The 19957-nt window shown below is 40.7% G+C and carries 18 protein-coding genes; 6 read left to right on the top strand and 12 right to left on the bottom strand.

Annotated features, from left to right (window positions below):
* Positions 1 to 46: 46 nt before the first annotated feature.
* The 5 genes from FRX45_RS22080 to FRX45_RS22100 all read right to left on the bottom strand — a co-directional run bounded on the left by FRX45_RS22080 (position 47) and on the right by FRX45_RS22100 (position 4975).
* Entirely contained in the window at positions 47 to 868 is an 822-nt protein-coding gene (locus FRX45_RS22080) for a purine-nucleoside phosphorylase (RefSeq protein WP_152270660.1), read from the bottom strand.
* A gap of 112 nt (positions 869 to 980) precedes the next feature.
* Positions 981 to 1706 (bottom strand): DUF421 domain-containing protein, encoded by a 726-nt coding sequence (locus tag FRX45_RS22085; protein ID WP_152270661.1) that lies wholly within the window; start codon positions 1704 to 1706, stop codon positions 981 to 983.
* A 202-nt stretch (positions 1707 to 1908) separates the two neighbouring features.
* On the bottom strand, positions 1909 to 2742 hold the full coding sequence (locus FRX45_RS22090) for a DUF2911 domain-containing protein (RefSeq protein WP_152270662.1): 834 nt from the start codon (positions 2740 to 2742) through the stop codon (positions 1909 to 1911).
* 196 nt (positions 2743 to 2938) lie between these two features.
* Positions 2939 to 4261, bottom strand: coding sequence for a carboxypeptidase-like regulatory domain-containing protein (locus FRX45_RS22095; RefSeq protein ID WP_193311814.1), 1323 nt, complete (start codon positions 4259 to 4261; stop codon positions 2939 to 2941).
* 150 nt (positions 4262 to 4411) lie between these two features.
* On the bottom strand, positions 4412 to 4975 hold the full coding sequence (locus FRX45_RS22100; RefSeq protein WP_226805521.1) for an RNA polymerase sigma factor: 564 nt from the start codon (positions 4973 to 4975) through the stop codon (positions 4412 to 4414).
* Between the two features lie 167 nt (positions 4976 to 5142).
* Between FRX45_RS22100 and FRX45_RS22105 the strand changes: the two genes are divergently transcribed.
* From FRX45_RS22105 to FRX45_RS22115, 3 genes are all read left to right on the top strand, one after another.
* Positions 5143 to 7116 (top strand): vWA domain-containing protein, encoded by a 1974-nt coding sequence (locus FRX45_RS22105; protein ID WP_152270664.1) that lies wholly within the window; start codon positions 5143 to 5145, stop codon positions 7114 to 7116.
* 279 nt (positions 7117 to 7395) lie between these two features.
* On the top strand, positions 7396 to 8352 hold the full coding sequence (locus tag FRX45_RS22110) for a bile acid:sodium symporter family protein (protein ID WP_152270665.1): 957 nt from the start codon (positions 7396 to 7398) through the stop codon (positions 8350 to 8352).
* 95 nt (positions 8353 to 8447) lie between these two features.
* Entirely contained in the window at positions 8448 to 9065 is a 618-nt protein-coding gene (locus FRX45_RS22115) for an FMN-binding negative transcriptional regulator (RefSeq protein ID WP_152270666.1), read from the top strand.
* 17 nt (positions 9066 to 9082) lie between these two features.
* Here FRX45_RS22115 and FRX45_RS22120 read toward each other — a convergent pair whose 3' ends face one another.
* From FRX45_RS22120 to FRX45_RS22135, 4 genes are all read right to left on the bottom strand, one after another.
* A complete protein-coding gene (locus FRX45_RS22120) occupies positions 9083 to 9850 on the bottom strand; it encodes a YdcF family protein (protein WP_152270667.1) in 768 nt (255 codons plus the stop codon).
* A 99-nt stretch (positions 9851 to 9949) separates the two neighbouring features.
* Positions 9950 to 11035: a TlpA disulfide reductase family protein gene (locus tag FRX45_RS22125; RefSeq protein ID WP_152270668.1), complete on the bottom strand. Its 1086-nt coding sequence runs from the start codon at positions 11033 to 11035 to the stop codon at positions 9950 to 9952.
* An 87-nt stretch (positions 11036 to 11122) separates the two neighbouring features.
* A complete protein-coding gene (locus FRX45_RS22130; protein WP_152270669.1) occupies positions 11123 to 12004 on the bottom strand; it encodes a 3-hydroxyacyl-CoA dehydrogenase family protein in 882 nt (293 codons plus the stop codon).
* 69 nt (positions 12005 to 12073) lie between these two features.
* Positions 12074 to 12715 (bottom strand): carboxypeptidase-like regulatory domain-containing protein, encoded by a 642-nt coding sequence (locus FRX45_RS22135; protein ID WP_152270670.1) that lies wholly within the window; start codon positions 12713 to 12715, stop codon positions 12074 to 12076.
* 150 nt (positions 12716 to 12865) lie between these two features.
* Between FRX45_RS22135 and FRX45_RS22140 the strand changes: the two genes are divergently transcribed.
* Positions 12866 to 13972 carry an Mrp/NBP35 family ATP-binding protein gene (locus FRX45_RS22140; protein ID WP_152270671.1) on the top strand — a complete coding sequence of 369 codons (1107 nt, stop codon included), beginning with the start codon at positions 12866 to 12868 and terminating at the stop codon, positions 13970 to 13972.
* An 82-nt stretch (positions 13973 to 14054) separates the two neighbouring features.
* On the opposite strand, the gene FRX45_RS22145 is transcribed toward FRX45_RS22140, so the two are convergent.
* Positions 14055 to 14750, bottom strand: a complete 696-nt coding sequence (locus tag FRX45_RS22145) for a uracil-DNA glycosylase family protein (protein WP_152270672.1) — start codon at positions 14748 to 14750, stop codon at positions 14055 to 14057.
* 192 nt (positions 14751 to 14942) lie between these two features.
* Between FRX45_RS22145 and FRX45_RS22150 the strand changes: the two genes are divergently transcribed.
* Complete coding sequence (locus FRX45_RS22150) at positions 14943 to 15971, top strand: phosphotriesterase family protein (RefSeq protein WP_152270673.1); 1029 nt, start codon at positions 14943 to 14945, stop codon at positions 15969 to 15971.
* A gap of 23 nt (positions 15972 to 15994) precedes the next feature.
* Here the strand turns inward: FRX45_RS22150 and FRX45_RS22155 are convergent, their stop codons facing one another.
* Together FRX45_RS22155 and FRX45_RS22160 are read right to left on the bottom strand one after the other, a co-directional pair.
* On the bottom strand, positions 15995 to 16966 hold the full coding sequence (locus FRX45_RS22155) for an NADP-dependent oxidoreductase (protein WP_226805522.1): 972 nt from the start codon (positions 16964 to 16966) through the stop codon (positions 15995 to 15997).
* An 80-nt stretch (positions 16967 to 17046) separates the two neighbouring features.
* On the bottom strand, positions 17047 to 17736 hold the full coding sequence (locus tag FRX45_RS22160; RefSeq protein ID WP_152270674.1) for a helix-turn-helix transcriptional regulator: 690 nt from the start codon (positions 17734 to 17736) through the stop codon (positions 17047 to 17049).
* 426 nt (positions 17737 to 18162) lie between these two features.
* On the opposite strand from FRX45_RS22160, the gene asnB reads away from it, so the two are divergent.
* Positions 18163 to 19839 carry an asparagine synthase B gene (asnB, locus tag FRX45_RS22165; protein ID WP_152270675.1) on the top strand — a complete coding sequence of 559 codons (1677 nt, stop codon included), beginning with the start codon at positions 18163 to 18165 and terminating at the stop codon, positions 19837 to 19839.
* The last annotated feature ends 118 nt before the right edge of the window (positions 19840 to 19957 follow it).

The following is a 19957-nucleotide window of genomic DNA, read 5'->3' on the forward strand; positions in this document are numbered from 1 at the left end:
GAAAATACCTGAAATCATTACATATCCGTTGAAAAAAATGGCTAAATCAAATAGCTTTAACTAACTCTTTAAATAAGGCGGTAAGCTTTGGTTCTGCTGCGGCCGCTGCCTGCAGCACTTCTTCATGTGTAATGATATTGTCTTCTTCCCGTATGCCCAAATCGGTAATTACGCTTACGCCAAATACTTTTATGCCGGCGTGTACCGCCACAATCACTTCCTGTACTGTACTCATGCCTACGGCATCTCCTCCAAGCACATTGATCATTTTATATTCGGCACGGGTTTCAAATGTTGGTCCTGTTACACCAAAGTATATACCTTCTTTAACAGGATAGCCCATTTGTGCTGCAATTGCTTTTCCTTTTTTGATCAGTGTTTTGGAATAGGGTTCGCTCATATCAGGAAAGCGCAACCCGAATGCATCTTCGTTTTTACCAATTAAAGGATTTACTGTAGCCAGGCTTATATGATCGGTAATGATCATCAGGTCGCCAACGGCAAAAGAAGCATTAACGCCCCCGGCCGCATTACTGATAAGTAAAGTATGAACACCAAGTAATTTCATTACACGAACAGGAAAAGCAACTTCTGTGGCATCATGCCCTTCGTAAAAATGCAGGCGCCCGGCCATTACTACAATTCTTTTTTGGCCTATTTGTCCAAAGATCAGCCTGCCCGAATGTCCTTCAACGGTAGAAACAGGAAAATGAGGTATTTCTGTATAATAAATCTCTTTTTCAACCGTCATTTCTTCCACGAAATTTCCAAGTCCGCTGCCCAGTACGATACCGATTTCTGCGGAAGAACTATAACAGCTTTTAATAAATGAAACGGCTTCTGTTATTTTTTTAAGCATTGCGCTCATACGGATATTTTATGGCGGCAAAGATAAGGATTGGAAAGAGATGGGGTAAACCTGCCGGGAGCAGAGAAAACCATGTGCGGAAAATCGACTGGGCCTTTATTGGTGAAAACCATCAGACAATTCGTTTATTATTGATAGCCTTTACCCACTCATCTCTTTTGCAGGAAGGACACAGATGATTGTTTTCGGGCTGCGCTAAAGATTCTACCTGTCCGCAAAAAGAACAGGCAAAAGAATAGTTCGGTGGTAATTGTTTCAGTTTTTGGGTACATAAATGCGGAAGTACCGGTAAACCCCATCGCACCTCTTCATCGGGATAATAATAGAGGCTGATGGATCCGTTAATTTCAAGAATAGCCAGGTTTACCTGCCCCAGATGTGATACGCTGTTTATACGCAGTTGGGCGAAAAGCTCATCATGAGCAATTAGCTCCTTTTCAAAATTGCTGCAATTTAATCTTCCATCTTCAACAAGATAGATCGGTTCCCCTTCCAGGAATCTTTCTATCTTTTCTCCCCGATTGATGATATATGTTACCAGTCTGTACATCGAAACCACTACTAAAAAAACCATCATACCCGGCAACAGCCCTACATCTTTATAAAACATAGGATCGCCGGCGGCGGAGCCCAAACCAATGATTACGCCCAGCTCAAATATTGATAACTGTGTAACGCTTTGCTTGCCAAGGATACGCAGGCTGAAAAGGATGGTGAGAAACATTACAAATGAACGGATAACTACCTCCACAAGAAATATCCATTTTTCTGTTCCAAGCAATAATGACTGCCAGTCAATTTCAAAAAAGCCATTGAATTGCAACAAGGGAATATGCATGTATTAAAATTAAAAAACTAAAATGGAAGTTCTGCAATATTTCTTTCCGGCTGCATGGCTGGAGAAGTGAATTGTTTTTGTCATTTACTGGAACTACTGAAAATAAAAAACCCACCAGGCAACTAAAATACCGGAAGTGTGCATCTTCCTGTATTTCAGCCTGGTGGCGTAAACTTTACCCGGTACAGTACCTTTTTAAAAATTAATTCAATGATGCAATTAGTTTTTTATTCAACTGCACATAATCGTCATTTTTTGCAGTGGTAGCCAGTTCGGTAGATTTATTGGCTGCTGCAATAGCTTCTTTCTTCTTGCCCAGTTTTGCCAGGCATTTTGCCTTTTGATGCCAGATCCAAAATGCATTGGGCTCTTTTTCTGTTGCTTTATTAAACCAGCCAAGCGCTTTATTCAGATCTTTACCGTTTTCTAAATAATAAGCGGCGGCAGTGAAATAAGGAAAGTTTTCTTTCCCTTCCATGCTGCTGATCTGTGCATTGATCTTAGTAGCTACATCCGTTGTAATTGGAACGATAACAACCGTTCTGTCCCATCCGATAATGAGATCCATGGACGATGGAGAAATATTGTCAAAAGAAATTAAAAACGACTCCAGCGGAAAAGGCAGGTCTGTGGCGTTTATTTTAACACGGGCTACATCCTGGTCTTGCTTGTAAGCAGCAGGACTGGTTACATCTAACTGTTTGGTTAAGATTATGGTCCATTCAGCCGCATTTGGAATAGTAAGCAATCCATATTTGCCCGCGGATATTTTTTGTCCGCCAAATGTAACGTCATCACCAAAACTTATAGTAGTAGCTCCGTTAGCGCCGGTACGCCAAACCTTGCCATAAGGCACCAGTCCGCCGAATATGGTTCTGCCTTTTACTGCTGGCCTTGAATAAGATAGTTCAACTGCGGATAAGCCAAATTCCTGTTTTACTGTTTGCAGTGGCGATGGAGCCGGGGTTTTTAATTGTTGTGCTTCTGCAAAACAAATCATGGTAGAAAAAGCGGCAAGTAAAAAGATCTTTTTCATCTGTAGTTGTTTTTTGGTTGATTAATCAGGTCTTTGTTTTTAATGAATAAACCTTGCGATCCGCATTGTTTATTATATTGTTATTTGTTGAGGCGAAGATAATGTTTACAGTGATGTAATTCAAGTCCGAAAGGAAATTGAAAAGAATTATGCCAGGTTTAACAAAATATGCTTTTTATGCAGGTTGTTCTATCGGTCAGAACTGAACGGTAAGGGTAACTTTTGCAGGAATGTCGCCCTCTGCTAATTTCCACTGAGGTCCTTCTTTTATAACCCGGATGGCTTCCTTATTGCACTGTACACAGGTAGAATGGATGATTTTAAAATCAGAAAGCCTTCCATATTTATCTACGTTAAATGACAGATCAACAAATCCACGGCTTGCAGTTCGTGCTGCACCCGGCAGGCGGGTATTATTAACCAGGTATATATCATAATTTCCCCAGCCGTCTGCGGGTTCTGCTTCAGGAATTGCGTCAGCATTTTCATCAGTCATTTTTTTCTTTGCCGTTTCATAGCCTGTTACTACAACTTCTGCTAAGGCATTTTCTTTGGGCAGGAGTATAATGTTATTGGAAGGAGTGCCGGCATGTAGAACCACCTGCCGTGGCTCAAAGCCCGCAGATTTAACATGTACTGTTAATAGTGTATCTCCGCTTATTAATTTAAAATTCCCCCTGGCATCGCTATAAGTATGGGATGCGGTATTGCCAATTCGAATATTTACAAAAGGCAATGGATTGTTATTGCTGTCTGTTATTTTACCCGTAAGAATATTTGTATTAAAAAAACCTGAAGCATTATTTTGTGTTGTTAAGAGCACCGGTTTTTTACGGCTTTGTGCTGAAATATTTTTATCTCCCTCACTTTCTTCCTGCTCAATACGGTAAACTTTAGTTGCGGCGGCCCTGTTTGCAGCCGCTATATCCTGTGAATGACTTTCCGGAATATCTTTTTTTGTTGCCGCCTTGGGTGGGGGTTTCCTTTTTGTTTTTGGGGAAGTGGGCTGAAGCTGAACGGGGGCTTTTTTTTCAGGTGCTAAAGCCGGGGCTACGATTTTTTCCTGAGCTTTATTTTCCTGCAAAGCAATATTCGCAGAGTCGGTAGCTGCTGCAGGCATTCCGGAAGTATCCTGTGCTTCTTTTAATGGCGCAGTTTTTTGTTCTTTTTCTTTTTGCTGCGCGATATTTTTTCCGGTTGGGGTCAGCCAGTACCAGGTAATGCCGGTTCCCAATACAATAAGAATGGCTGCTGCGGCGCTCCACCATATTTTTCTATTGTGTACAGGAATTACTTTTGTATCGTTTTTTTCCTGCAATCTTTTTCTCAGGTCCTCTATATTTGACGAAAGAGCAGGAGAGCTATGCTGCCTGTAACCCTCTATTGCTTCAGCCAGGAAAGGGTCTTCCAGCGCGGCTTTTTCCATGGCATGCCGCTCCGCCATAGTCATCTGCCGGTTCAGATAGCGTTGTATATCTGCTGCCGTATATGGTTTGATATGTTTATTGTTTTCGGACATTATGTTTTTAGTCAGTGGTGAGTAGTCAGTCGTCAGCACTGATACCTGGAACCCGCTTCCCCATGCAACTTGTAACTTGTAACCTTTATAACTTGTGCATGCGGCCTGACGCTCCTTGGTCGTGACCGACCGCCACATCTCCCACATTCCTCACGCCTCCATGCAACTTTTCAAATTTCTCCTTCCATTCTGAATATAGCTCCTTACTTTATTCCATTCATAGCCGGTAATTTCGGCAATTTCGTCGTAGCATTTTTGCTGCAAATAAAATAGTTCAACTGTTTTTTTCTGTTCCTCCGATAAGGTTTGAATACATTTCTCTAATTTAACAAATTGTTCTTCTTTTTCAAGCATCCCATTAAGATGCACAGTTTCCGCCGATTGCATATATTCCTGGTTAAATTCAGTGGTTTTGAGGTTTCTGGGTGTTCGCAACTGCATAAGGCAGTGGTTCCGGGTAAGTGTATGCAACCAGCTTTTAAAATTACTTACTTCGTGCAGCTTCAGTTTCTCGACCAGCTCTTCAAAAATATTCATTACAGCATCTTTACTTTGCTCTGCATCTTTAAAATATTTCAGGCAAACCCCGTATACCAGTTCCATATAACGCTGATACAGATCCGATAGCACCCGCATATCCTTCGTTTGTTTATACAAAACAATAAGTTCGGTATCCGTGCTATCAGCAGTTGATATGTTCTTTATGAAATTCAAACAATAGTTAAATGTGAAATTCAAAGATAAAAGATAATGAGAAAGGAATACACATTCACGCCCACTTACCCCTTCTCAGCATTCCTTTAATAAATAATTCCATCACCGTATGTAATTCCATTTGACATCGCATCCACCATTCAAACGAAACCTTAAAACTTATTATTATGAAGTACGCAATACTTTGCAGCATAATGATTACTGCTGCCTTAACGGCTTTTTTGCCACCAGCTTCTTTTACAGTTAAAGGTAAGGTAACCGACAGCGCAGGGGCTATACTTTCCGGCGTATCTGTTACAGAAAAAGGCACGGCAAATATTACCCAAACCGATGCGAATGGTGATTTTACCATTACTGTTACAGACGACAAAGCCGCACTTGTTTTTTCAGCACTGGGTTTTGATACTAAAGAAGTGAAAGTATCCGGCAAAGCCATGCTAAATGTTCAATTGTTACAAACAACTAACGAACTGGAGGAAGTTGTAATAACGGGCTATGGTACTACAAAAAAGAGAAACCTTACGGGGTCGGTTCAGCGGGAAGCAAAAGCAGATATGGTGCTACAGGGAAAGGCAGCAGGCATAACGATAAGAGGAAATGCATCCTATCCGTCGCCTGCTACTAAGCAAACACGCAATCATAACTACCGGTTATATGGTAGCCAGGATGTTGATTTTAATACTGAAGATTATGATGGCATTGTTGAAAACCGTTTCCTGGCGGTGAAAGACCATCCCTTATCCACTTTTTCCATTGATGTAGATGCGGCTTCGTATAGCAATATACGGCGGTTTTTAAATAACGGGCAATTGCCACCTGCCGGGGCGGTGCGAATTGAAGAAATGATCAATTATTTTCATTACGAATATCCTCAGCCCGAAGGTGACAAGCCTTTTTCTATCCATACTGAATTATCTGAAGCTCCCTGGAATAAAGATCACCGGTTGGTATTGATCAGCTTGCAGGGAAAGAAAATAGCAACGGAAAATATCCCTTCTTCCAACCTGGTTTTCCTGATTGATGTATCGGGTTCAATGCAGGATGAGAATAAACTGCCTTTGGTAAAACAATCTATGAAGTTGCTTGCGGACCAGCTACGCGAAAAAGATAAAGTTGCCATAGTGGTATATGCCGGAAACGCGGGATTGGTATTGCCTGCAACAAGCGGAGCAAATATGCAAATTATAAAAGATGCCATTGAACGTTTGGAAGCCGGTGGCTCTACCGCTGGCGGTGAAGGGATAAAATTAGCGTATAAAATAGCCAGGCAAAATTTTATACAGGATGGAAACAACCGTATTATTTTATGTACCGATGGCGATTTTAATGTAGGCGCCAGCAGCGACGATGATATGGAAAGACTAATTGAACAGGAAAGAAAGAGCGGCGTTTTTTTAACGGTGCTGGGCTACGGTATGGGCAATTACAAAGACAATAAAATGCAAAAATTGGCCGATAAAGGCAATGGTAACCATGCATACATTGATGATATAAGTGAAGCGAAGAAAGTATTGGTAAGTGAATTTGGCGGTACCTTATTCACGATTGCCAAAGATGTAAAATTGCAGGTAGAATTCAATCCGGCTAAAGTGCAGGCTTATCGTTTAATGGGTTATGAAAACCGTATATTGAACAAGGAAGACTTCAATAACGATAAAAAAGATGCCGGTGAATTGGGAAGCGGGCATACCGTTACAGCTTTGTATGAAGTAATACCTGTGGGTGTAATGAGTGATTTTATAGAAAAGGTTGATTCGTTGAAATACCAGGGCGTAGCAAAGCAAAAAGCGGCCAATAATTCTCCTGAGTTGATGACGATCAAATTCAGGTATAAAGATCCTTCCGGCGAAAAGAGTAAGTTAACAGAACACCCGGTAATTGACGGACACATTGCATTAAACAATACTTCCGGTAGTTTTCGTTTTGCCGCTGCAGTGGCGCAGTTCGGTATGTTGCTCACCCATTCAGAATTCATGCAGCAATCTTCGTATAATAATGTGCTGGCATTGGCTAACTCCGCCATTGGCAATGACCAGGAAGGTTATCGCAAAGGTTTTTTAGAATTGGTGAAGAAAGCAGGTAGCCTGGCGAAGAGGGAAAGGCGCAGCACAGGCGAAGATGAACTGGCAGGGAAAAAATAGTATTCTGCGAATAAGAAGGTATAGCATATGCACCTAACTGGTGATATGCTATGCTTTTTTATAAGACGCTACAGTTAAATAATATTGTCGGCGATAATAAGAATAATGAATTTGAAAATGGAGGTTATGTTTTCGTGCGTATTTTTATATAAATTCATTCGTTCAGAGCATAATGGTAAAGTATCCACAGGATTGATGCCTGAATATTTAAAATTAATTGAAGAAACCAACTGCTGTTGAGGAGAAGGAAGCAGGGTGTTAATGACAACGCGTAGTATTATGAAATTAGACAGATTTGTATCAGCCCTGTTTATTGCAGTTGCGGTTGCCTGGTTTTTCCCGCAGTTTGGCGCTGCCCAAAGCGGAATTCCACTGAATGCTATTTGCAGTGCAGGTATTGCTTTGATCTTCTTTTTTTATGGTGTTAAGCTGAGCCCGGAGAAAATAAAATCGGGATTAAAAAACTGGAAGCTGCACGTTGTTATCCAGTCGGCTACATTTATTATTTGTCCCTTGCTTGTACTTATTGCTCATCCTTTTCTGCAAACAAAACACCAGGAAATGATTTGGTTGTCTGTATTTTTTTTAGCCGCTTTACCTTCCACGGTTTCTTCCTCTGTTGTGATGGTGGCTATGGCAAAAGGGAATCTGCCCGCAGCTATTTTTAATGCCAGTATTTCGGGGCTCATTGGTATTGTTTTAACACCTTTATGGATGGGGTTATTTATGCAGCAGCAGCAAAATAACTTTGATTTTTTGCAAATCTATTTCAAACTAATGGTTGAAATAATTTTGCCTGTAGTTGCGGGAATAGCTGTTCAGCGGGGAATAGCGCATTGGGCTGCCCGGTATGGTAAACAACTGGCGTTATTTGACAAGAGTGTTATTGTTTTAATCGTGTACAAGAGTTTTGCAGAATCATTTTCCGATGGTACATTTTCGGGTATGCAATGGAATGATCTGGCAATGATATGCGTTATTACTATTGTTTTGTTTTTTACATTGTACGGCATCATTTATTTGATTAGTATTTTGCTCGCCTTCAATAAAGAAGACAGGATTACCGCATTGTTTTGCGGTTCAAAAAAATCGCTGGTACATGGCACTGTATTTTCAAAAGTATTGTTCAGTAATGCGTCTTTCGCGGGATTTATGCTGTTGCCATTGATGATCTTTCATGCGTTTCAGTTATTTATTGTAAGTTATATTGCAGGGCGGTTTGGAAGGAAAGCATAGCGTTATCGGCTTACTGCATGCAATGGTAAAAATGGCTGGCAACAAATTAATTTTGGTAGTAATTTTATTAATTCCTGAAAATAAAGACATAAGGCATGTATATCCCTAAGATAAATGCAATGACAGATCGCGAAGAGGTGGTTGCCTTTATGAAACAATTCAGTTTTGCAACGATTATTACTGCCAAAGAAAATTTTCCTGTGGCAACACATTTGCCCTTTCTTGTATCGGTTAAAGAGGATAAAATTATACTAACTTCTCATTTTGCAAAGGCAAATGAACATTGGGCAGCGGTTGTTGAAAATAAAGTTTTAGTGATATTTACGGAACCGCATGCTTATATATCACCCAAAAATTATGATAAGGAGTTAAATGTTCCTACATGGAATTATATTTCAATTCATGCTTACGGGCAAGGGAAGCTTATTACACGAACGGATAAAGTTATTGAAATACTGGAGGCGACTATTGATAACTACGAATTGGCTTACATGCAGCAATGGAATAGTTTGCCGGAAGATTTTAAATTGAAAATGATAAAGGGCATTGTGGCTTTTGAAATTGAAGTAACTGAGTTGCAGGCAAAGAAAAAGCTGAGTCAGAATAAAACGGATGCAGAACAACGAAGAATTATCGACTCACTTTCAGACAGCAATAAGGATAATGAACAGCATATTGCAGATTATATGAGGCGAAACCTGGAAATTAGATAAAGCATTGTGCATACTTGCTATCCTCTTCCGGTTATCCAATACATCAGGCTGCCTGTAATTTCTCTTAAATACATGTCCCAGTATCTAAGCGCAGTGGCCGACGGAAGAATATAATCTGTTGGCACAACGCTATCAGGCGGCTTAACAAAAAAGGCTGCCGGATAAGGTATTACTGCAACACCTGCTTTGGTAAAAGTTTTTTGAGCACGCGGAATATGGAGCGCTGAGGTTATAAGCACGTAAGGCGGAGAGAGGCGGAGCGAATCAATTATCTTTTTGGCGTTGATCGCATTTTCTGCCGTGTTCCTGGAATCCCTGTCTACCGCAATGTCTGCAGCAGGTATGCCCATTGCAATAAGCTGTTCCTGCACAAAATCGCCTTCCCTGAAATCGCCCCTGTTAAAAACGGAACCGTCGCCGGCGGCTACAATTATTTTTTTTATGTGGCCGCTTTTATACAATAGCATTGCCTGGATAAACCTGTCGCTTTGTTCGCTAAAATAGGTTTGGTGATCTGTTTTATTCATTCCTGCAAAGCCGCCCAATAAAATACCGGCGCTATAATTTTGCCCTGCAGTGAGTGTTACTTTTTTAGGTTGATAAACAAGAATGAGCTTACTGATGATAAAGGGATTGGTAAAGAACAGGAGCATAATGACGCCGGCAATATAACATCTTTTTTTCCTGGTCGCCTTTTTGCTGAACCATCCCCATACAAAAACAATAGCAATCCATAATATGGGGCTCAATAATACAATTACCAGCTTAGAAATAGCGAACATCATGCTTCAATATACATTGCGATGCGCAAAAACCCAAAAAAAATCAGCTATCAGTGGGTAACTACTAATGAGACAGTGCTATGTCCTGTAAAAATGTATTTGTTACTTAAATATTTCATTTAGCTTTTTGTCAAGAAATACCTCTTCATCAGTACCGGTATATCGGCCAATGATAATACCAGCTTTGTCAATTAAAATTTTTGTAGGGAACACCTGAACACCAAAAAGCGTTGTTATAGATTGCGATTTATCTAAAGTACCATCCGTATTAAATTTTACACCGCTCAACACATTATGCCAGATACCTGTTCTGTCTTTTTTTACTGCATTCTTCCACGGTGTTCCTGTTTGGTCATATTCTTCAGCTATTGCAATAATATCAAATCCCTTGTTATGATACTTGTTGAATAAGTCAATAAGATGTGGCATGCTCTGTCTGCAGGGTACACACCAACTGCCCCAAAAATCAAGTAGTACGTATTTGCCTTTGAAGTCTGATAAATTTAGGGCATTTCCATTAATATCAATAGTTTTAAATACTTTAGCCGGTTCACCTTCAGAATTATTTCCTATTTCATCTATAATTTTTTTTACCTCTTTTCCGTAAGAACTATTTTGAATAGAAGGGGTAAGTTTTGTATAAAGTGATTTTACTGAATCTATCGTCCATCTCGTTTTATAAGCCCATAATTTAAAAGCGCTAACATAAGAATTTGGATGATTGATTATAAATTTCTGATTTAGGTTTGAAAATTTTTCATAAAGAGAATCAGAGTTTTCGTCTATTGAATTATATTGTTTTTGAAGCATTTCATATTCAATCTGTGTTTTTGAACCTGCTATGTTAATCTCTTTAAAATGGTCATATTGAGCAGTTGCAGTCATTGTTGTTGGTTCCATAAAAAAATCAACAATATTTGGGTTTTCTGCGTCATCCATAATTTTAGAATTTCCTCTTAGAATAGCCCATGTCGGTTCTTTTATTTTCCCTTTAAAATAAAAGCTGCCCTGTTGTAATTTGCAACTGTCTATTATGCGTTTCCCATCTATGTCATATATCAAATAAATTATTGGATTTTTAGAATTTATTATTTTACCCTTTAAGACAAATTGATTGTTTTGTGTTTTTTGTGCATAAATGTGAAGTCCGCATAAGCTTATTAAGAATAAGCAAAATAATTGTCGCATTAAATATGATTTACAATTTAAGCCTGCCGGAACAAAGGCTAAAACAATGAACCGAAAGTGAAGAACGTTTTCAGTCAGCCCACATTTTCATAAAGCCGGTACCAATTCCTTACTGCCGGATGTGTATTTGTAAAATCCTTCGCCGCTTTTTACGCCCAGTTTACCTGCGGCCACCATATTTACCAACAAAGGGCAGGGAGCGTATTTGGGGTTGCCAAATCCTTCGTACAATACTTTTAATATGCTCAAACAAACATCCAATCCAATAAAATCTGCCAGTTGCAAAGGTCCCATAGGATGCGCCATACCCAATTTCATTACGGTATCAATTTCTTCAACTCCTGCCACACCTTCATACAAGCTGTATATTGCTTCGTTGATCATGGGCATAAGAATACGGTTGGCGATAAAGCCGGGGTAATCGTTTACAATGCAGGGTATCTTATCTAACTGTTGGGTGATGTGCACTACCTCGTTTGTTACTTCTTTTGCGGTGCCATATCCATTGATCACTTCCACTAATTTCATTACCGGCACGGGATTCATAAAATGCATGCCAATAACTTTTTCAGCACGCTTTGTAACCGCAGCTATTGCCGTAATGGAAATAGAAGAGGTATTGGTGGCCAGAATGCATGAGGGCGGAGCAAATGCATCCAGTTCTTTAAATATTTTTAATTTGACCGCTTTGTTTTCTGTTGCCGCTTCTATTACCAGGTCTGCTTCGGCAAGGCCCGTTTCTATGCTGGTAGAAGTATGGAGGGTTGACAATATTCTGTCCTTTGTTGCCTGCGTAATGATTCCTTTGCTTACCTGGCGGTCTGCATTTTTAGAGATGGTTTCAATTGCTTTTCCCAATGCGGCTTCGTTAATATCTGTAAGGGTTACATTAAAACCATACTGTGCAAATACATGAGCAATGCCGTTGCCCATAGTGCCTGCGCCAATGACAGCAATGTTTTTTATCATGATCGTATGTTAATGGGGCTATGAGCTTTCAGCTTTCAGCGATCAAATTCACCATTCTCTATTCACTACTCAGTTTTTCTTCTTAAAATCTCCTCTTTTCCACGCCTTTACAAATTCGCTCCAGGCAAACGGGTTAAATATATTCATAGGTGGCGCCTGACCACTATAATAATAGCCCTGGGCATTTTTGCTTAATGCGTAATTGGAAGCTTCCCCACCATCACGGGGTAACGACCGGGCCAATACTCTTCTTTTAGCTTCGCTGGTATTTTGCCGGGCAATTTCTATACCATCATCCGGAACATCATTATTAACAAAATCGCGTTCAAATTGTTCACGGGTTGGACGGGCCTTTATAATAGCTGTAGGCAGGTAAATGGTATCCTCAGCCAATAATTTAACCATGTTGTATTGATTCCCTTCAAGGTTGGTTGGAATCCTGTCTGTTTCTGTCCGGTACGATACATGTGAGAACCGGATTTCATCGCCTTTTAATACCACTATCGAAAAAACACCCTGTTCATTGGTAATGGTTCCCCTGTTTTGCCCTTTTACCATCACGGTTACACCCGGTATTCCTTTTAAACTATCATGCGTCATTACTACGCCATACAATTGTACAACAGAATCTTTCAGGGATTCAAACTGTGCTTCTGCCGCAAAAGGAACCAACAATAATGAGAAAAAAATGTATCGTAAAAAATGTTTCATTAACCTGTTTAAATGAATTGCAATAATACCCTAAAATAACTACCAAACATTCGAAAACGTAATTTACCCTGAACTTACGAAAAAAACAAAGTAAGCATTTATGGGCTTAACTTTGCGGAGCAATATTTTTTTTAACAAAAAGTTCGGCAGATGAAAGAAAGTGATATCCTAAAAGCCCTGGGAAATGTAATTGAGCCCGATTTGGGCAAAGACCTCGTAACACTAAACATGATTAAAGACATTGTAACAGAAGGAGATAACGTTTCTTTTACAGTTGTACTTACTACGCCCGCATGTCCTTTAAAAGATATGATCAAAAATGCATGTATAAATGCAGTGCACCTCCTGGTAAATAAAAATGCACAGGTAGATATAAAATTTACGGCTAATACCAATAGCAACAGAAAAGACAATAAAGCCGTTTTACCCGGGGTAAGAAATATTATTGCTGTGGTAAGCGGCAAAGGAGGTGTTGGCAAATCAACAGTGGCAGCTAATTTAGCCCTGGCATTGGCAGAAGGTGGCGCTGCTGTGGGTTTGATGGATGCGGATATTTACGGGCCAAGTGTGCCTATGATGTTTGGTGTACGCGGCGAAAGACCACTCATGAAAAAAGAAGGCGAAAAAGGTATTATCATTCCATTGGAAAAGTTTGGTATAAAACTAATGAGCATAGGCTCGCTGGTAGATGAAAAGCAGGCGATTGTATGGCGCGGTCCCATGGCAAGCAGTGCTATCCGGCAATTTGTAACGGATGTGGAGTGGGGCGATTTGGATTACCTGGTAATTGATATGCCTCCCGGTACCGGCGACATTCATTTAACATTGGTTCAAACTGTTCCGGTAACAGGAGCGGTAGTAGTTACCACACCTCAACCCGTGGCATTGGCAGACGCCAAAAAAGCAATTGCCATGTTTGGACAAGCCCAAATTAAAGTGCCCATCATTGGGTTGGTAGAGAATATGAGTTGGTTTATCCCGCCAACGGGCGGGACCGAACTACCCGAAAACAAATACTATATTTTTGGCAAAGAAGGCGGTAAAAGGTTGGCCGAAGAATTTGATATTCCCTTTTTGGGACAAATACCATTGGTACAGGGCATAAGAGAAGGTGGCGATATGGGAATACCGGCTATGGTTAGTGATGATGATATTACGCGAAAGGCCTTTAGTAATTTTGCCGGGAACACAGTTCGAAGCATAGCCATGCGCAATGCCAATATTGAGGCTACTAAAATTGTGGAGATCGTAGTGTAATGTTTAAATAATGTCAACTGGGCCGTAGTAACCTGCTGTCGGCACCCGATGAAAGGAGGGTCAGACCGCACGGGAAAACGGATTATTCCACCATGCTGAAAGCGGTGAGGTATTTATCAATATATTCCTGCATATATTTTGATTTGTATTGCATTATAAAGCGGGGATGTTCGAGCGCTACAATTTTTTTAAAGAAACCATGTGTTTCATTTAGCCTGAGCAGTACCTTTTCATTTTTGCCGCTGCCCAGGCAAAAACATATATCGGTATCTATCCCCAGCGCAATTTGTTTTTTGATGCTGCAGATTATAAAATCATGCGCGGCATCGGTCAATGCCTTACTGTCATAAAAATTATAATTTACTTCCTTTCCTAAGCTATTTTTTATAGTAAAGCCCAAAGGGCAGATGGAATTAATGTAAAATCTTGCATAAAATTTTTCTGCTCCGCCGTAAGCATCAATCATATTGTATATAAAAACCGAAGAGGGCTCATGTGCAGGTGGTCCGGGGTAAAGCAACCCGCACTTCTCAACCAGTCTTTTGGGATCGGTAAAGGGAACCCCTGTTAGCCCTGCCCCAAACCTTCCCGGATTAATGCCCAGGATAATGTGCCGCCGGTTATTGTCGCTGTAGTATTTTTTGTAAAAAGCAGATGAAACGATTAAGCTGTTTTTATTTTCACGGAAAGGATTCATCACCCGTATGCCAGGCGGCAATTTACCTGTAAAACGGAGCGACTTGTTAAATGTAATTACTTTACCGGCAAATGTTGTCATATAGTGGAGGAAGGTAAGTAATTTTATAGGGCAAATTAGACGCGAATCCGCAATTCAATAAAAGCTATAGCCCGAGCCGATAAAAGGAGAAATAGTAAAGGATAAGTTTTAAACCTGCAATGGATTTCATTTATATTCGGCATATCTCGAATTTTAAATCTTGAATTTTAAATTTCAAATCGCCTGTCATTTATGCATCGCAAAGATTTTATCCGTTCAGGTTTTTTATTGTGTGCACCTTATGTGCTTCCACTGGCTAAAACGACGCCTGCGAAATCGGCCGAAGATTATATAATGACGGTAAATGGACACATTCCTTCAGCCGATGCGGGGTTTACACTAACGCACGAACATATCCTGGTAGACTTTATTGGCGCCGACAAAATAGCTACATCCCGCTACAATGCAAAGGAAGTATACAATAAGGCGCTGCCTGTTTTGCAGGAGGCCGTACAGAATGGTTGCAAAACACTGGTAGAATGTACACCCAACTACCTTGGAAGAAATGCAGGTTTATTGCAAAGATTATCAAAAGCCAGCGGGCTTCATATTATTTCCAATACCGGTTATTACGGGGCCGCAAAAGAGAAATTTTTGCCTAAACATGCTTATACAGATTCGGCCAAACAACTGGCAGCACGCTGGATAAACGAATGGGAAACGGGTATAGAAGGCACTGGCATTAAACCCGGATTTATCAAAACCGGCGTGGATACCTTCCCGTTATCTCCTGTGCAGCAAAAGCTTATTGAGGCTGCAGCATTAACGCATTTATCAACGGGATTAACTTTTGGGGTGCATACAGGCAACGGGGATGCGGCGCTGGAGGAATTGAAGATTATAAAAGCTATGGGTGTTAGTCCCGTGGCATGGGTGTGGATTCATGCGCAAAGCGAAAAAAACAGGGACGTTCATATGCAGGTTGCAAAAGAAGGGGGCTGGGTTTCTTTTGACGGGCTTAACGATGATTCGGTGCAGCAATACGTACAACTGTTGAAGGATATGAAAGCGGAAAAACTTTTGCACAAAACCCTTATTTCTCATGATGCAGGCTGGTATAATGTGGGCGAACCTGGTGGTGGTCAATTCAGATCCTATAATACCGTTTTTAAACTTATGCTGCCATTGTTGAGAAAAGAGGGATTTACTGAAGATGAAATACAGCAGGTTTTTATTGTTAACCCGGCCAAAGCATTAACGGTTAAGGTTAAGAGAGCATAATTTTCCCGCTGCTCCATTGTTGTTTACTGCCAAACCACAACAACCTTTCCTCTTGTTCTCCCTGTTTCTATTTGCTTATGAGCTTTCGCCATATCAACAAAAGAAAAAGCCCGGGAAACATGCGATTTGACAATAGCTTTCTCTAAGAGGTTTGCTATTTCCTTCATGTCATTACCGTTAGATTTTACTTTGAAAGTATAGCCATTCATTCCTTTAGCACCGGCCTTATCCGTAACTGCTTCGTTCAATCCGGATGGAATGCTGACGATAGTAGCCGCTTTTTTCATCACTTTTAAAGAGTGATCAATGCTGTCTCCTCCAATTGTGTCCAATACAAAATCAATATCAGATACCTGTTCTTCCAGCGGGGCTGCCTTATAGTCAATAAATTCGTCAGCGCCGAGGCTTAGCACAAAGTTTCTGTTGACTGCCGAAGCTGTTCCTATTGTATATGCGCCATAATGTTTGGCTATTTGTACCGCGTAATGCCCTACTCCTCCTGCTGCCGCATGGATCAGCACTTTTTGTCCTTTCTGAATATTAGCATGTGCTTTCAATGCCTGCCATGCGGTTAAAGCAGCAAGTGATGCCGCCGCCGCTTCATTGTATGAAATAGCAAGCGGTTTTAACGCGAGGTGAGCAGCAGGGGCAGCTACATACTCTGCATAGGCTTTACCGTGACCCGGAAAATTGACCATGCCAAATACCTCATCGCCTTTCTTGAATGTTGTAACATTTTTTCCGGTTTCTGTTACTATGCCCGAAATATCCCAACCCAATATCAATGGTGTTTCATCTTTCAGCATCCCATACAAGCCTTTGCCCGAACGGGTTTTTACATCAATCGGGTTAATGCCGGCTGATTTAACTTCTATCAGTACTTCTTCATTTGTTATTAGGGGAACCGGCGCTTCTTCCAAAACCAGGTTTTCAGTGCCGCCAGAGTCATGCAATACAATAGCTTTCATTAAATCCTTTCCCTGAATTTTACCCACAGCTTTAAAATTTAAATTCCAAAATGCTTATCACCCGTATTTACTTGCAGGCTTGTGTGCCTGGTTACTTTCGTCCCCGGTCAGTAATTAACAGGCAATAATTTCATGTATTCATTAATGTCTGTATGATCCTTTTTCCGGAATGCAGTTCCTGCAGCCGATAATTTTAAAATTCGGGAAACCCTGAAATCACGATAATCATTGCGCCACCAGCACCACGCAATCATATGCCAGTTAAAAGCATAAAATATAAGACCTATAGGTTCTATTGCCCTGGCACTTACCTCGTCATTCAGATTCTGGTATTCCAAATTAAGAATGGTTTGGGTAGATATAGCATTCTGGATCTCCGATAAGTAGGCGAAATTATTTCCACCAAACGCACATGTTACTGTTTTTATCTGCGACTGTAATTGTTCTAACTTTTCTTTCTGGCTTCCGCGCAGCACAGACCTTACTTTGTTTAAAGCCGTTTCATAATGCTTCTGAATAGATTGATCGGAGAACCGGGCGGCAATACTTTCCATGAGTATCAGCGCATTGGCTTCTTCATTGGTAAATGATACCGGCGGCAAAAAATAGCCTTGCACGATAAAATAGCCCCGTCCGTTTTCAAAGCTTACCGGTACGCCAATTTCTGTAAGCGCTTTCACATCACGGTACACTGTGCGTATGCTTATTGAAAACTTATCGGCGATGCGTTCCGCAGGCATAAACTTTTTAGATTGCAGCATGGTTAAGATACCCATGAGCCTGTCAATTCGATTCAATGATTTCTGATTTTAAGGGTTAAAATTAAGCACAAACTGCTGCCTAAAGAAGTGTATCCCGGAATTTAGCATCTCCCCCTGTTACACTCTATAAAAGTATACGTGTAAAGTAGTATTAAATCTGGCAAATAATGTCTGTATTTTAGGATGAAAAAGTGAGAGCCCGCCCGTCCGAACGGTATTCAGCCAGGCGGGCATTCCCTTCCCCTCACGTTTCACGTTTCACACAGCAGTAGTATATCTTAAGCCAGTTTGCATATAGAACAGTGCGGGACATGCAATAACTACCCATTTTTTAAATATTTTCTCTTTAATTGCCAATTATTTTAAATATTTTTCATAAAATAAACTAAAATATTTTCTATATCGCAATCATTTCCCTACTTTTGATGAAATTTTTTAACCAACAGATTAAACAGAATATTTATGTGTGGTATAGTTGGCGTATTCGATTGCAAAACGGGTACAGAATCGCTCAGACCTAAGATACTTAACATGTCAAAAAAGATCCGCCACCGTGGTCCGGACTGGTCGGGTATATACAGCGATGACAATATTGTTATAGCACACGAGCGTTTGGCAATTGTTGATCCTCAATCGGGCAGGCAGCCTTTATATACAAAAGACAAAACCCTGGTACTTGCAGTAAACGGAGAAATATACAATCACCAGGAAATTCGCAAATCATTACCTGATTATGAATTTTTAACCCAGTCTGACTGCGAAGTAATTCTGGCTTTATACCAGGAAAAAGGCATTCATTTCCTTGAAGATCTGAATGGAATATTTGCGTTCGCTTTGTATGACAAAACAGATGGATCTTATTTTATTGCCCGCGATCATATCGGCATTATTCCCTTTTATATGGGTTGGGATGAATGGGGCAATTTTTATGTTGCCTCTGAATTGAAAGCGCTGGAAGGGGTTTGTAATAACATTAAGGAGTTTTTACCGGGACATTATTTACACAGTAAAGATGGCGGATATGAATTGAAACGCTGGTACAAACGCGAGTGGGAGCAGTATGAAAATGTAAAAGACAATGTTTCAGATATTGCTGTTTTACGTAAAGCGCTTGAAGATGCCGTACATCGCCAGTTGATGAGTGATGTGCCTTATGGTGTTTTGCTGTCGGGAGGGCTCGACTCCTCTATTATAGCCGCGGTTACCAAAAAGTTCGCCGCCAAAAGAGTTGAATCCGGCGATACGCAGGCTGCATGGTATCCACAGTTGCATTCGTTTGCTGTTGGCTTAAAAGGCTCGCCCGATTTGTCTGCAGCACGAAAAGCGGCAGATCATATCGGCACGGTGCATCATGAAATTCATTTTACCATACAGGAAGGATTAGATGCTATAAGAGATGTGATCTATCATTTGGAAACCTATGATGTAACCACCATAAGGGCCTCTACACCTATGTACCTGATGGCGAGGATCATTAAATCCATGGGTATAAAGATGGTACTGTCTGGCGAAGGTTCGGATGAATTATTTGGGGGTTACCTGTATTTTCACAAAGCGCCCAATCCGGAGGCATTTCACGAAGAAACCGTACGCAAATTAAGCAAATTGCATTTGTATGATTGCCTGCGTGCCAATAAATCACTGGCCGCCTGGGGCATAGAAGGCCGTGTACCGTTTTTGGATAAAGAATTCATGGATGTGGCTATGCGGTTAAATCCTGTTGACAAAATGGCGAAAGACGGCAAAATGGAAAAATGGATACTGCGTAAGGCTTTTGAAGATTACCTGCCCGAAAGTATTGCCTGGCGGCAGAAAGAACAATTTTCAGATGGTGTTGGGTATAGCTGGATTGATACGCTTAAAACGGTTGCCAACCTTAAAGTAACGGATGAACAACTGGCGCATGCCAAATACCGCTTTCCCATCAATCCTCCTATGTCGAAAGAAGAATATCATTACCGTTCTATATTCAGTGAACATTTTCCATCGGATGCGGCAGCAGCCTGCGTACCTTCTGTGCCTTCTGTGGCCTGCAGTACGCCGGAAGCATTGGCCTGGGATAAATCTTTTCAAAATATGAATGATCCTTCCGGACGTGCAGTAGCAAACGTACACAACATGGCGTATGAAGAAAAGTAAATCCGAAGCCGTAAATCCTAAATCCGAAGGGAAACATCAAGAACCAAATTGCAAATCACAAATAAATTTCAAATATTAAATTCGAAACGAAATTCCGCAGATGCGGAACGATATTCCA

It is taken from the genome of Agriterribacter humi, from assembly GCF_009192765.1.
Classification (GTDB): Bacteria; Bacteroidota; Bacteroidia; order Chitinophagales; family Chitinophagaceae; genus Agriterribacter; species Agriterribacter humi.